Below are 12,840 nucleotides of genomic sequence, written 5' to 3'. Positions count from 1 at the left end.
ACCGGCTTCTTCGCCGCGGGCAAGTGTTCGTCAGGCACGTCCTCCGCGCGACGCCCTCGTCGAATGCGGGCCGGGCGCGGACGCTCGGCCAGCGTCGACGGCGCGCTCCGCGAGGTACACGGCGCGGAGCAGCGGGAAGCTTTTGACGAGGACCTCCTCGTACTCGGCCTCGGGGCTCGACTCCGCGACCACCGCGCCGCCGCTGCCGAAGCTGACCCCCTCGCCGTCGGCGACGAGGGTCCGGATGGCGATGTTCATGTCCATGGGGCCCTCGAAGGCGAGGTAGCCGATCGCGCCGGTGTACACGCCGCGCGTGCGCCGCTCGAGCGCGTCGATGATCGAGATCGTCCGGTGCTTCGGCGCCCCCGTGATCGAGCCGCCGGGGAAGCAGGCCTCGAGCGCGTCGATCGCGTCGCGGCCCTCGCGCAGCGCGCCCGTGATCACCGCGGAGAGCTGGAGCAGGGTCGCGTGCTCGGTGATCCGCTGGAGCTGCTCGACCGCGATCGAGCCCATCGCGCAGACCCGGCTGAGGTCGTTGCGGACCAGGTCGATGATCATGAGCAGCTCGGAGCGATCCTTCTCGCTCGTCTCGAGATCGCGGCGCAGCGCCTGCGTCTCCGCCTCGGTGGCGCCCTTCGGCCGCGTCCCCTTGATCGGCTCGCTGCGCACCCGCCGCGCCCGATCGACCGAGAGGAACCGCTCCGGCGACGACGACAGCACCGCGCCCGCCGGCAGCCTGAGGTAGGCCGAGAACGGCGCGGGGTTCGTGCGGCGCAGGACGCGGTAGAGGGCGAACGGGTCCAGCGAGGTGCGCACGTGGAACTCGTTGGTGAGGCACACCTCGTACGTCTCGCCGTCGTGGATCTCGGCGAGGATGGCCTCGACGGCGTCGAGGTGCTCCTTGCGCGAGAGCCGCTGCGAGGGCGCGACGCGGTCGGCGAAGCCCTCCGGGACCGGCGGGAGGACCGGCTCGGCGAGGTCCGGGAGCTCCCGCAGCCGCGCCGCGATCTCGTCCAGCCATGAATCGGCCGCGGGCGACGAGGACAGCGAGGGCTCGCCCGCGCCGATCGCGCACGCGTACACGGCGCGCTCGACGTGGTCGAAGGCCAGGAGCCGCCGCGCGACCATCATCGCGCTGTCCGGGAGCGCGCGGCGCGGGTGGGCGGACGCGCCGAAGCCGAGGTGCTCCTTGAGCTCGTAGCCGAGGTAGCCCACGAGGCCGCCGGTGAAGTGGAACGGCAGGCCGCTCGGCTCGAGCGACACCGCCGCGAGCTCCCGCCGGAGCGCCGCGAAAGGGCTCCCCTCGGACACGGCCGGGGTGAGGAGCTCCTCCGAGCTCCCGCCGCTCCAGCGCGTCACCGTGGCGCCGTGGCTCTCGATGGCCTCGGTCGCGCTCCCCATGAACGAGAAGCGCCCGTCGCCGCCGGGCGCGCTCGAGTCGAGCCAGAACGCGCGGGGAGCCGCGGCGAAGAGCCCGGCGAACACCCGCTCGGGATCGACCCAGGGGAGCCGGAGGTGGCGCACGCGGCCGCGTCCCCGCGCGCGCGTCGTCGACCGCGCGCCCCCGGCCAGCGCCGGGGCCCGCCGGGCGCGCGCCGCGTGAGCGGTTATCTCGCGGAAATTGCTGAGGATTTTCCGGCCGTGCTCGGTGCCGATCGACTCGGGGTGGAACTGCACGCCGTGGAGAGGCCGGTCCTTGATCTGCAGGGCCATGATGAGCCCGTCGCCGCGCGTCCGCGCGGTCACCTGGATCTCGGCCGGGAGGTCGTCGTCGTCGACGATGAGCGAGTGGTAGCGCACCACCTTGAACGGGCTGGGCACGCCCAGGAACAGCCCGGTGCCGTCGTGCTCGACCTCGGCGACCTTGCCGTGCATCACCCGCGGGGCGTGCCGGACGCGCCCGCCGAACCGCGCCGCGAGCCCCTGGTGGCCCAGGCAGACGCCGAGGATCGGCGTGTCGGTCAGCGCCTCGATCACCTCCGCGCAGACGCCGAAATCGGCCCGGCGCTCGGGGCGGCCAGGGCCGGGCGAGATGACGATGCTGTCGATGTCCAGGTCCCTGATCTCGGCGAGCGAGAGGCTGTCGTTCCTGACGATGATCGGCTTCTCGCCGTTCACCTCCCAGAGGTACTGCCCGAGGATGTGGGTGTACGAGTCGTAGTTGTCGATCAGGAGTGTCTTCACGGCGAAGCTCCCCTGGGGGCCCGCGCGGACGCAGTCAACGTGGGCAACGTGGGCAACGTGGGCAACGTGGGCAACGTGGGCAACGTGGGCAATGCAGGCAACGTGGGCAATGCAGGCAACGCGGGCAACGCAGGCGATACGGGCGAGCCGGCGCGGCGCGGGTGAGTGGCCCGGGCGGCGGCCCTCGCATCAGGGGCGGATGATGGCCGCGAGCATGGCCTGGAGCTTGAGCTGCGTCTCCACCAGCTCGGCCTCGGGGCTGGAGCCCGCGACCACCCCGACGCCGGCGACCATCCGGGCGCGCGCGCCGTCGACCGTGGCGCTGCGGATGCCGATGAACCAGTCGCCGTCGCCGCGGGCGTCGACCCAGCCCACGAGCCCCGCGTAGAGCCCGCGCCGGATCCCCTCGTGCGCGCCCAGCCAGGCCTCCGCGGCGTCGCGCGGCGTGCCGCACACGGCGGGCGTCGGGTGCAGCCGCGCGGCCAGCGTGAGCGCGTCCGGCGCCGTCTCCTTGAGCTGGCCGTGGATCGACGTGCCGAGGTGCATCACGTTGCGGAGGCTCAGGATCGACGGCTCGCTCGGGACGTCGAGGGACGCGCACTCCGGCGCGAGCGCCGCGGCCACGGCCTCCACCACGAAGCGGTGCTCGCGCTGGTCCTTGGCCGACTTCCGCAGGACCTCGGAGAACCGGCGGTCGGCGTCGACGTCGGCGGAGACCGCGTAGGTGCCGGCGAGCGGGTGCGAGGAGACCGCGCGCGCGCGGCGCGAGAGCAGGAGCTCCGGGCTCGCGCCGAGGAAGCCGTCGAAGTGGAAGATCGCGCACGAGGGGTACAGCGCGGTCAGGCGGCGGAGGACCTCCTCGACGACGATGGGCCGGTTCGCCTCGACGTCGACCGCGCGCGCCACGACGACCTTGGAGAGATCGCCGCGCTGGATGTCCGCCACCGCGTGCGCGATGCGCGCGCACCACTCGTCGTGCGGGAGCGCCGACCTCAGCGTGAAGCTGTCGGGCGAGCGCCGGTGGCCCTCGGCCCGCTCGAGGCGCGGCGCGGGGGCGGCGCCGTCGCCGATGGTGGTGACCCACGCGGTCCCGTCGGGCGCCATGCCGACGAGCTGGGCAGGCACGATGAGCGCGGCAGGCTCCTTCCGATCGAAAGGGAGCGCGCCGAGCGCCACCGGGCCGCAGCCCGGGCGGCCCACGGCGTCGGCGGCGCCGATCGACGAGAGCACCTCCCGGATCCACCCCACGCCGCCCTCGACGCCGTGCGGCAGCTCCAGGCGGGCCGCCACCCCGTGCGCGATCAGCTGCGCGCTGGGGTGCATCCAGACGCGCGCGTCGTCCCCCGCGAGCGCCGAGACGCCGCCGGGCAGCCTCGCGAGCGTGTCGGCGTCGAGCCGGATGGTGCGGGCGACCAGCCGCGCTGCCTCGCGCGGGGCATCGACCGAAGAAGAGAACATCAGGGGAGTCATGCACCGCCGTGCGCAGGCCGGTTTGAGCTCGTCCTGCTCGGCAGGAACAGTCTGGAGCCAGCAGGCCAAGCGCCCGCGGCGCCATGCCGGATCGCGAGCGCCGGCCGCGCAGCGTCGGCTCTACCGCCTCCGGATAGGCTCCGCAAGCGCAAAGCAGCCTGCGCAACGCGCACGCTGGACGGATCTAGCCGTAGAAATCGCGCCGCAGAAATCGCGCGCTGCGCTCTGCCTTGACGCGAGCTTGTCGCGCACGTGCCCGGAGATCTGTCGCGGAGAGGCGGTGCGATCCCTTGCCTCGGAGCGCGCATCTGTTCGATGCTGCCGCGGGCCTCACCCGTCGCGGCGCTCGTGAGCGGCGCGTCTCGATGTACCGAGTGCCCCCGGGCACGCGGAAACCCTCGGAACAGAGCTCAGAAAGGATCCTGCGATGGACCTCACTCCGCAGCACGACCTCCGCGCCCTTCGCACCACAGCGCTGGTCCTCTTCGTCGTTGGCCTGTGCGCCTGCCGCGGCGGCGAGAAGAGCCCGCCCGCGGGCGAGGGCCGCCCTGGCGCCGCCCCGACGGCGAGCGCGGCCGTGGTCGCAGAGGCGCCGGGCGAGAAGGTGATCAAGCTGCAGCCCCCCACGGTGCCGAACGCCGCCGAGGCGAAGAAATACGCCGGCAGCAAGCTCAAGTATTACAGCGAGCCGCTGGGCGTGGGCGCCGAGCTCGACAAGGTGATGGTCAAGCAGTTCCAGCAGGACACCGGCATCGAGGTGACCATCATCCCCCGGCCGAAGGACGCGACCGAGACCTACTCTGTCTATCAACGCCTGTTCCAGGCGCAGTCCGGGGACGTGGACGTCATGATGCTGGACGTCATCTGGCCCGGCGCCTTCGCCCAGAACCTCGTCGATCTGAAGGAGAAGCTCGGCGAGGCGGCGAAGCAGCACATCGAGAGCATCGTCCAGAACAACACGATCGACGGCAAGCTCGTGGCGATGCCGTGGTTCACCGACTTCGGCCTGCTCTACTCCCGCACCGATCTGCTGGAGAAGTACGGCTTCCAGAAGCCGCCGGAGACGTGGGACGAGCTCGAGCAGATGGCGAAGAAGATCCAGGACGGCGAGCGGGCGAGCAACCCGAACTTCCTCGGGTTCGTCTGGCAGGGCAAGGCCTATGAAGGGCTGACCTGCAACGCGCTGGAGTGGGTCGCCTCGCACGGCGGGGGCGCGATCATCGAGGGCGGCAAGATCACCGTGAACAACCCGGGCGCCCAGAAGGCGCTCGCGCGCGCCAAGGGCTGGGTGGGCTCGATCTCCTCGGCCGGCGTGACGAGCTACGAGGAGGAGGACGCCCGCAACACGTTCCAGGGCGGGAACGCCGCCTTCATGCGCAACTGGCCGTATGCCTACGCGGCGGGCAACGCGAAGAAGTCGCCGATCAAGGGGAAGTTCACCGCGGGCCCGCTGCCGCACGAGCCCGGCCAGAAGAGCTCGGGCACCGTCGGCGGATGGCAGCTCGCCGTCTCGAAGTTCTCGCCGCAGAAGGACGCGGCCATCGAGCTCGTGCGCTACCTGACGAGCCCTGAAGCGCAGAAGTTCCGCGCGACCGCCGGCTCGTTCATCCCGACGATCCCGTCGGTGCAGCAGGACGCGGAGGTGGTGAAGTCGCTGCCCTTCCTGGCGAACGCGAAGGACATCGCGCTCGTGCCGCGCCCCTCGAACACCACCGGCGCCCGGTACAACGAGGCGTCGATCGCGTTCTTCCAGGGCGTGAGCCAGGTCCTTCAGGGCAAGGATCCGAAGGAGGTGCTCGGGCAGGTGGAGCAGCGCCTCACGCGCGCGCTCCGGTGATCCTCCTGTGAACGCTCGGCCGCGTCGGCCGCGTCGAGGCGCATCGACCCTCCCGCGGCCCGCGCGCCGCGCCCGAGCCCCGGCCACACCACTTCGCGAGGACGGATGATCTCATGAGCACGCCGGCGAACATCAAGTCCACGAGCGCCACGAGCGCGGCGGCCCGCGCCGACAGCACGTCGTTCGAGGCGCGGCGCCGGCGGCGCGCCTGGCTGTTCCTCCTGCCGACGCTCGTCGTCGTCGCCTTCATCGCGCTCTATCCGCTCGCGGAGACGTTCTACCTGAGCTTCACGAACGCGCGCCTCGGCACCGGGGAGCCCGCCAGGTTCGTCGGAGCGCAGAACTACGCGGACCTCGTGCAGGACAGCTATTTCCGCGACGCCGTCCTGCTCACGGTCCTCTTCACGGTCGTCACCGTGGTGAGCGAGCTCGCGCTCGGGCTCGCCATCGCGCTCGTCGTGAACTCCCAGTTCAAGGGGCGCTCGGCGGTGCGCGCGGCCATGCTCATCCCCTGGGCCATCCCGACCGTCATCTCCGCCCAGATGTGGAAGTGGATGTACAACGACGTCTACGGCGTCTTCAACGACCTCCTCGTCCACCGGCTCGGCGTCCTGGACCGCAACATCGCCTTCGTCGCCGATCCCGACGTGTCCTTCTGGGCGGTGGCGCTCATCGACATCTGGAAGACGACGCCGTTCATGGCGCTCCTCCTGCTCGCCGGGCTGCAGCTCATCCCGAGCGATCTCTACGAGGCCGCGCGGGTCGACGGCGCGACGCCGCTCCAGCAGTTCACCCGCATCACCCTGCCGCTCCTCAAGCCCTCGATGCTCGTCGCGCTCATCTTCCGCACGCTCGACGCGCTCCGGGTCTTCGACGTCTTCTTCGTCATGTTCGGCAACCGGCCGGACATGCAGACCATGGCGACGTACGCCCAGCAGACCCTCGTCAGCATCTCGAACATCGGCTACGGCTCGGCGGTCTCCGTCGCGCTCTTCTTGATCATCGCGGTGTTCATCATGATCTATATCGCGGTGTTCCGCACCGAGGAGGCCTGAGATGAGCGGCTCTCCGCGCGACACCGGGGCGCGTCGCTCGCCGGGACAGGGCGCCTTGCGGGCCCTGTTCTACGCGCTCGTCGCCTCGATCGTCGTGTTCACCATCTTCCCGTTCGTCTGGGCGTTCATCTCCTCGGTCAAGCCCGACGACGAGCTCTTCACGACCCCGGTCCGCTACTGGCCCGGCCGCGTGACGCTCGACAACTACCGGCTCGTGCTGGAGAACGGCGAGTTCCAGACGGCGCTCCTCAACAGCGTGATCGTCGCCGTCTCGGTCACGGCGGTGTCGCTCGCCGTCGGCTCCCTGGCCGCCTATGCGCTCGGGAGGTTCCAGTTCCGCGGGCGCAGCGTGGTGCTCTACACCGTCCTGGCGATGACCATCTTCCCGCAGATCGCCGTCCTCGGCGCCCTGTTCGAGATGATCAACTTCTTCAAGCTCTACAACCAGCTCCCCGCGCTGATCTTGACGTACCTCATCTTCACGCTCCCCTTCACCGTGTGGGTGCTGACCGGCTTCCTGAAGGCGATCCCGCGCGAGATCGAGGAGGCGGCGTACGTCGACGGCGCGACGCCCTGGCAGGTGTTCACGAAGATCATGCTTCCGCTCTCGGTCCCCGGGATGGCGACGACCGGCATCCTCGCCTTCATCGCCGCCTGGAACGAGTTCCTCTTCGCGCTCTCCTTCACCCAGACGCCGGACAAGCGCACGGTGACCTACGCGATCCAGGCGTTCTCGACGTCGACCAGCGGCGTCTACGAGATCCCCTGGGGGCAGACGATGGCGGCGTCCATCGTCGTGACCGTGCCGCTCGTGGTGCTGACGCTGGTCTTCCAGCGGCGCATCCTCGCGGGGCTCACGGCCGGCGCGGTGAAGGGCTGAGCCGCGCGGCGCGGGCGGCAGGTCACGCGCGCCCCCACGGGAAGCGGAGCCAGCGAGGGCCGTAGACGGCGCCGAGATCGCGCAGCCCCGAGAGCAGCACGCCCGCGGCCATCGCCGGCAGGATCACGCGGAGGAGCAGCGGCGCCTCCCAGCGGGAGAAGCCGGTGGGGGCGAGCGACCACCGCCAGAGCTCGGGGAGGAGATGGGCGAGGGCGCCGCCGTAGATGATGCCCATCACGGCGTGCATCACCCGCTCTCCCGCGTAGACGCCGCCGAGCGGCCTGCGGACCGCGTCCTCGACGACGAAATCGCGCAGCGTGATCGCGATCTCCGCGAGGAGGAGCGCCGCGAGCGCCCACGCCGCGAGCCCCTCCCAGCGCACGAACGGCAGCGTGGCGAAGAGCACCGCGTACAGGAGGTCGCGGACGCCGTGCAGGAGAAGCTCGGGCGCGGTGCCGGGCACGCCGCCGGGCAGGCGCGCGCGCCACTCGTGGTAGTAGAGCGTGTCGAAGGCGCCGAGCGCCCCCTGGACGGCGAGGAGGACGAGCGCGGTGATCAAGCGCCCTCGCCAGCGCGCGCGGAGGGCGTCGCGCCCTCGCCGGCGCGCGCGGAGGGCGTCGCGCCCTCGCCAGCGCGCGCGGTCGCGCCCTCGCCGGCGCCCGTCACGCGCCCCTCGTACGCGACGAGCAGCCCGGCGACGGGCGCGAAGATCCGCACGTCGACGTGCACCTCCTCGCTCGCGGCCTCCGCGCGCCCCTCGACCCGCGGGGCGAGCCACCGGGGCAGCGGCAGCCCGAAGCCGCGCAGCCCGAACGTCGACCTGACCTGCTCGAACACGAGCGCTCCGCCGTCGGCGCGGAGCCGGAACCAGCACTGGACGAGGCCGAGCGCCTCCACCAGCAGATCCCCCGAGCGCCACTGCGACGAGCGGAGCAGGCGAGCCCCGAACGAGCGGACCCACCGCTCGCCGTCGGCCGACGGCTCGACGGCGAGCGTCACGGCCACGTCCTCCGCGGCCTCGGGCATGCGCAGCAGGGCGGCGAGCAGGCGCGCCGCGAGGCCGCGGCCGCGGCGCACGCGGAAGCGGCCGCGAGCGCGCGCGCCGCCCGCGTGGAGGCGCTGGACGGGCGGCGCGAGAGCGGCCCACGCGGCGCCGAGGAGGGCAGGGTAGAGGGCAGGCATCGGAGCATCGCGCCTCGCTGGGGCAGACCATGGCCGCGCCTCGCTCGAGGGCTCTGCGCCCCGACGACGCGCGACGCGCGACGGCGTGGGTCAGCCGTCCTCCGGGAGCATCTCGCGCGGCAGCGCGGGGCTCCTCGGGGCGACGGCCGCGTCGGCCAGGTCGCGGACCTTGACGAGGATCGCCTGCTCCGCGTCGCTCTCCGCCTCCTCGCAGAGCGACCGGATCTGCCAGAGCAGCTTGCGCGTGCGCCGCAGCTCGAACACGAGCCATCGGGTCTCCGGCCGCGCCTCCAGCGGGTGACGCTCCAGCTCGACCTCGATCTCGCGGATGCGCTCCTCGATCTGCTCTCCCGTCGGAAAGATGCGACCGTTCCCGTGACAGTCCTTGCACAGGTAGGGTCCGGAGTCCGTGTTGATCTCGCCTTCGCCGTAGCAGCTCGCGCACGTAATCAGATCGTAGGAGTTCATGGCCGGCACTCTATCCGATCCTGCGGCTGCCGGAGGCAGCGCAGCTGCGCCCGACGCGCGCGGGCGCCAGGAACGCGCGAGCGCGCCCACGGAGCCCGCGCGCGGCCGGGGCGCCGCAGTGACGCCTCGGGCGCGGCGCTCATCCTCGTGGCGCTATCGATCGCGGCTGCGGTGCGCTATCGAGCGCGGGACGTTGAGGACGCTCCTTCACGAAGCTCGCCGCGCGCCGAGCGCAGCGGCATCCCGACATCGCGGGCCTGGCCGGCAGCGGACCTGGCCCGGCGCGCGATCGCGGCGCCCTGGCCCAAGCTCGCCGCGGTCCGCGCGTCCTAACTCCGCTTGCATCGTTCCTTGCGATAATGGGAGGCCTCCCGTGACCTGCCCTCGTCCCTCGCGCTGGGGCGCGCTCTGCGTCCTTGCCCTGTGCGCCGTGTCGCTCGGCTCGCCGCGCGTCGCCTCGGCCGCCCCGCCGTACCCGCGCCTCGCCGTCCACCGGGCGCCGTCGGCAGAGGGCTGTCCCGACGCGCTGTCGCTGGCCGCAGCGGTCGAACACCTGATGAAGCAGCCCGCCCTCGACCCGGTGAGCTCCCCGGCGAGCGCCGGCGGCGGCGGCCCGGCAGCCGCCGCCGGCGATCCAGCGAGCGCGGGCGGCGATATCCCGCCTTCGAGCGGCGCCGGTGCAGCCACCGGCGCGCCTCCGGATGCCGGCGCCCCGGCGAGCGCCGGCGGCGCCGCGCCCGAGTACGAGGTCCACTTCCTCCGCACCGGGGCCACCTACACCGCAGTCCTCCAGGCCGGAGGCCGCGCCCGGCAGCTCTCGTCCGAGCCAGGGGCGGCCTGCGACGAGCTCGTCGGGGCGCTGGCGCTGACGATCGCCATCCTGCTCGACAGCGAGGCAACGCCGGCGACCGCGCCCGCGCCTGTCGCGCCCGCGCCTGTCGCGCCAGCGCCCGCGCCGCCGCCCCCGCCGCGTCCAGCCCCGGGCTGGGACGTCTCGGCCGAGCTCGGCGCCGCAGGGACCGTGGGCGTGCTCGACCCCCTCCGGCCAGCCGTCATGGGCGAGCTCTCGCTCCGGCGCCGCGCATGGTCGGCCGGCCTCGGCGCTGTGTGGCTGCCGGGCCAGGAGATCGACGTCACGCCGGGCGCCGCCTCGATCGGGCTCGTCGCCGCGGCGGCGCGCGGCTGCGCGACGCTCACCGGCGAGCTCGACGGCTTCCGGCTCTCGGCCTGCGCGGCCTCGCTGCTCGGCGCCGTCCACGGCGCAGGCAAGGGGTTCGCCCCGGATCGCGAGGCCTCCGCGCCCTGGTTCGCCGTCGGCGGCTCGGCCATCGCCGAGGGACCTCTGTTCGGCACGCGCGCGCTGGGCTGGTCCGCGCGCGCGACGCTCCTCGTGCCGATCTCGCGGGCGCGCTTCACGGTCGAGCGCCGCTCGGGCAGCGAGGCCGGCGCGCCCGTGACGACGGAAGCCGTGCTCGATCCCTCGCCGGTCGGGTTGCTCGTCGGCCTGGGCGCCCGCCTTTCGATGTTCTGAACCCGCGTGTCGATTTTCTGATGGCCGGGGAGGGGACCCTCCACAGACGGGGTGAGCATGACGAGAAGCGGCAGGACAGAATGACCTTCGGGGAGGTCTATGCGCAGCATTTCCGGTTCGTGTGGCGATCGCTGCGCCGGCTCGGCGTGCCCGAGAGCGACGCCGCCGACGCGGTCCAGGACGTGTTCCTGGTCGTCCACCGGCGGTTGCCCGAATTCGAGGGCAGGTCGAAGATCACGACCTGGCTTTACAGCATCTGCTTTCACGTCGCCCGCGACCGGCGCAAGCTCGCGCACATGAGGCGTCGTAGCCACGGCGACGAGCCGCTGCTCGACTGCCCCGACGACCGGGCCGACGTCGGCGCCCAGGCCGAGCGGCGGCAGGCGATCGCGCTGCTCGAGGCCATCCTCGACGAGCTGCCCCTCGAGCAGCGCGCCGTGTTCACGCTCTTCGAGCTCGACGGCATGGGCGGCGAGGAGGTCGCGGAGCTGCTCGACCTCCCGCTCGGGACCGTCTACTCGCGCCTCCGCCTCGCGCGCGACGCGTTCCGCCGCGCCGTCGCGCGCCTGAACGCGCGCGACCAGTTCCGCGTGGGCGGGCCCCAGGTCACGAAGTCGCAGCCCGTGCTGAAGGCCGCGGCCGTCGACGCCGGGATCTCGGCCGTGGAGCGCGCGCCAGCCGCGCTGGGGCCCTCGTTGAATGTCCTCCCCCTGCCCGGGGTCGAGCGGCAACCCGTCTGGAAGCGCGCGGGAGGAGAGCGATGAGCGATCCCGTGCGCTGGCTCGACGCCGAGGTGAGCACGCTCGAAGCGGAGCGCGAGCTCCTTCGCGCAGCTCCGCCGGTGGACCCACCCGACGGAGAGCAGGAGCGGATATGGGCCGCGATGGCCGCGCAGATCGGCATCGCCGCCGGGGCGGCCTCTCTCGGCGGGGCTCAGGGCGCCGGGGAAGGGGCGCTCTCGGCCAGCGCGGGCAACGCGGGCAGCGCGGCCAGCGCGGGCAGCGCGGGCAGCGCGGCGGGCGCGTCCGCGGCCGGCGCTGGCAAGGTCGCCGCCGCCGCGGCTGCGGGCAAGGTGGCGTCGGTCGTCACGGGAGGCGGGAGCCTCGCCAGCGCTGCCGGGGTGGCGGGCGCCGCCGGCGCGGCGGGGATCGTGAAATCGATGCTCTTCGGCGCGGCCTGCGGGGTGCTGTTCCTCGCCGGCTACGCGGTCGTGGTCCCGTCGGCCGAGGCGCCGCCGGCGCAGGTCGTCGAGGCCGCGCCGGCCGACGCCCCGCCGGTCGTCGCACCCGCGCCGCAGCCGGCGAGCCGGAAGCCGGCCGCGGATGTGGAAGCGGCGGCGCCCGTCGAGGCGCCTCGACAGGTCGAGGCGCCGCCGCCGGCGGCGGCGCCGCTGCCGGACCGGGCCGTCGCGCCGCCCTCGCCCCGCGCCACCGCGGCGCCCACGCCCCCCGGGCCGGGCGCGCCGCGGCCAGAGCGCGCCGAGATCGCGTCTCCTGCGGCTGCGCCAGAGGCGGACGGCACCGACGCCGCGCCCGCGCTGCAGGCGGACGGCACCGACGCCGCGCCCGCGCTGCAGGCGGACGGCACCGGCGCCGCGCCCGTGGCGGAGGCGACAGGCGCCGCGCCCGGCGCGGACGGCGCGTCCACCCCGGCCGCGCTGCGGGAGAGCCGGATGCGCGAGGAGCTGACGCTCCTGGGCGACGCGCGCGCGGCGCTCCGGAGCGGCGACGCCGCCGGCGCGCTGAGGATCGTCGAGCAGGCCCGGCTCCGCTTCCCGGGCGGCGCGCTGGCGCAGGAGCGGGAGGCGCTCACGATCGAGGCGCTCTGGCACAGCGGCCAGCGCGCGGCAGCGGCGCAGCGCGCGTCGGCGTTCCTCCTCGCCTATCCCTCGAGTCCCCACGTCTCTCGCCTCCACTCCTTCACCCGCTAGAGAGGGGGGCGCCCGCTTCGGATACGGGCCCATCTCGACGTTTTCGGTGCTCGGCGTACAGGAGTACGCCTGCGCGCCGAAAACGCCGATCTGGGCCCGTCTCCTGTGCGGGCGACCCCCTCTCTGGGACGCTCGGAGCAGTAAGGAGAGAGAGAGAGAGGGGGGAGAACTCGGCGGGTGTTGTGGACGCTGTGTCCGCTGCGTTCGGTGTTGTCTTGGGAGCTTTGGTTGGGTCGCGCCGAGATGCTCGGGGGGGGCGGATACGTGCGTTCTCGGGGCGACGCGACGGGGGCGGGGAGGCTC

At 73.3% G+C, this 12,840-nt stretch carries 12 protein-coding genes; 7 read left to right on the top strand and 5 right to left on the bottom strand.

Going from position 1 to position 12,840, the window contains the following annotated elements; genetic code table 11:
- Positions 1-30 precede the first annotated feature (30 nt).
- Positions 31-2,184, bottom strand: coding sequence for an aminodeoxychorismate synthase component I (gene pabB, locus WME89_RS32590; protein WP_438003564.1), 2,154 nt, complete (start codon positions 2,182-2,184; stop codon positions 31-33).
- 39 nt (positions 2,185-2,223) lie between these two features.
- Between pabB and WME89_RS32585 the strand changes: the two genes are divergently transcribed.
- Positions 2,224-2,349: a hypothetical protein gene (locus tag WME89_RS32585; RefSeq protein WP_438003563.1), complete on the top strand. Its 126-nt coding sequence runs from the start codon at positions 2,224-2,226 to the stop codon at positions 2,347-2,349.
- Between the two features lie 24 nt (positions 2,350-2,373).
- Here the strand turns inward: WME89_RS32585 and WME89_RS32580 are convergent, their stop codons facing one another.
- On the bottom strand, positions 2,374-3,642 hold the full coding sequence (locus WME89_RS32580) for an isochorismate synthase (RefSeq protein WP_438003562.1): 1,269 nt from the start codon (positions 3,640-3,642) through the stop codon (positions 2,374-2,376).
- Positions 3,643-4,081: 439 nt separating this feature from the next.
- Between WME89_RS32580 and WME89_RS32575 the strand changes: the two genes are divergently transcribed.
- The 3 genes from WME89_RS32575 to WME89_RS32565 all read left to right on the top strand — a co-directional run bounded on the left by WME89_RS32575 (position 4,082) and on the right by WME89_RS32565 (position 7,426).
- A complete protein-coding gene (locus WME89_RS32575; RefSeq protein ID WP_438003561.1) occupies positions 4,082-5,491 on the top strand; it encodes an ABC transporter substrate-binding protein in 1,410 nt (469 codons plus the stop codon).
- A gap of 113 nt (positions 5,492-5,604) precedes the next feature.
- Positions 5,605-6,546, top strand: coding sequence for a carbohydrate ABC transporter permease (locus WME89_RS32570; protein ID WP_438003560.1), 942 nt, complete (start codon positions 5,605-5,607; stop codon positions 6,544-6,546).
- A gap of 1 nt (position 6,547) precedes the next feature.
- Complete coding sequence (locus WME89_RS32565) at positions 6,548-7,426, top strand: carbohydrate ABC transporter permease (protein WP_438003559.1); 879 nt, start codon at positions 6,548-6,550, stop codon at positions 7,424-7,426.
- A 22-nt stretch (positions 7,427-7,448) separates the two neighbouring features.
- On the opposite strand, the gene WME89_RS32560 is transcribed toward WME89_RS32565, so the two are convergent.
- The 3 genes from WME89_RS32560 to WME89_RS32550 all read right to left on the bottom strand — a co-directional run bounded on the left by WME89_RS32560 (position 7,449) and on the right by WME89_RS32550 (position 9,076).
- Positions 7,449-7,985, bottom strand: coding sequence for a hypothetical protein (locus WME89_RS32560; protein WP_438003558.1), 537 nt, complete (start codon positions 7,983-7,985; stop codon positions 7,449-7,451).
- Positions 7,982-8,608, bottom strand: a complete 627-nt coding sequence (locus WME89_RS32555; RefSeq protein WP_438003557.1) for a DUF4166 domain-containing protein — start codon at positions 8,606-8,608, stop codon at positions 7,982-7,984. Before WME89_RS32555 ends, WME89_RS32560 begins: the two co-directional genes overlap by 4 nt.
- Positions 8,609-8,698: 90 nt before the next feature.
- A complete protein-coding gene (locus tag WME89_RS32550; protein WP_436622822.1) occupies positions 8,699-9,076 on the bottom strand; it encodes a hypothetical protein in 378 nt (125 codons plus the stop codon).
- Between the two features lie 373 nt (positions 9,077-9,449).
- Between WME89_RS32550 and WME89_RS32545 the strand changes: the two genes are divergently transcribed.
- The 3 genes from WME89_RS32545 (at position 9,450) to WME89_RS32535 (ending at position 12,537) form a co-directional block, all read left to right on the top strand.
- Entirely contained in the window at positions 9,450-10,607 is a 1,158-nt protein-coding gene (locus WME89_RS32545) for a hypothetical protein (RefSeq protein WP_438003556.1), read from the top strand.
- Between the two features lie 80 nt (positions 10,608-10,687).
- A complete protein-coding gene (locus tag WME89_RS32540; protein ID WP_438003555.1) occupies positions 10,688-11,371 on the top strand; it encodes an RNA polymerase sigma factor in 684 nt (227 codons plus the stop codon).
- Positions 11,368-12,537 (top strand): hypothetical protein, encoded by a 1,170-nt coding sequence (locus tag WME89_RS32535; RefSeq protein ID WP_438003554.1) that lies wholly within the window; start codon positions 11,368-11,370, stop codon positions 12,535-12,537. Before WME89_RS32540 ends, WME89_RS32535 begins: the two co-directional genes overlap by 4 nt.
- Positions 12,538-12,840 lie beyond the last annotated feature (303 nt).

This window comes from Sorangium sp. So ce321 (genome assembly GCF_051530195.1).
GTDB lineage: Bacteria > Myxococcota_A > Polyangia > Polyangiales > Polyangiaceae > Sorangium.
The sequence above is the reverse complement of the archived record's forward strand: the minus strand, read 5'-3'. Positions and strand labels throughout refer to the sequence as shown.